At 39.6% G+C, this 861-nt stretch carries 1 protein-coding gene; it reads left to right on the top strand.

Annotated elements, in window-relative coordinates:
• Nucleotides 1–363: 363 nt before the first annotated feature.
• The coding region (locus ACRCJ0_RS16305; protein ID WP_431391211.1) for a M20/M25/M40 family metallo-hydrolase at nt 364–861 on the top strand (498 nt) is incomplete at its 3' end.

Here is an 861-nt window from a genome sequence, read left to right as displayed (position 1 = left end):
CGCCCATCCTTGGACGCGTTGGTCTGCATTGGCCGTCGTTTCACCATGACGGACAAAGTAATAATGGATAGCTGCCATAATATTCACTCCTCTCATGTTTTGGAATTTGATGTTAACTTTATTCTAGCATAATAAACGATTTATGAAAACGATTTCCAAAATAATAATGATATATGATCTTATTAACCCAAATCTTGATTCAATCAGTTGAGAGAGTTATTCGCATACTTAGTTCAATAAAAGCGAACACCCCTGATTGAAATCTCGTAGGCAATTTATTATTTGTGTCCAAAAATTCGTGCTAAAATGAAAAGTAGAGATGAATGCCATAGAAATTGGCAGAAAAATGAGGAGTGTTTTTTTTTGACAAAAGTAGCAAAAGTATTTACTGATGAAGAAAAAATTAAAATTTTAAGTGATATTGTGGCAATCGAGACGGTTGACCGCAATGAGGAAGATGTGGCTAATTATCTTGCAACCCTACTAGGCGAGTATGGAATCGATTCTAAGGTGATTCCAACAGGGATTCCTGGTCGTGCCAACTTGGTAGCTGAAATCGGATCTGGTTCGCCAGTATTAGCTATTTCTGGTCATATGGATGTAGTTTCTGCAGGGAATGCGGAGGCTTGGACGTCTGATCCTTACACATTGACTGAGCGTGACGGGAAACTATTCGGCCGTGGATCCACAGATATGAAAGGTGGGTTGGCTGCCTTAGTGATTGCTATGATCGAAATTAAAGAACAAGGATTATTAGAACGCGGAACTTTACGCCTTTTAGCGACTTACAACGAGGAAAATGGGGCTGTCGGTTCAATCCAACTAGAAGAAGCAGGTTATGTATCTGACGTTGATGCTATC

Source organism: Aerococcus sp. L_32 (assembly GCF_050689315.1).
This window is presented reverse-complemented; position numbering and strand designations above follow the sequence as displayed.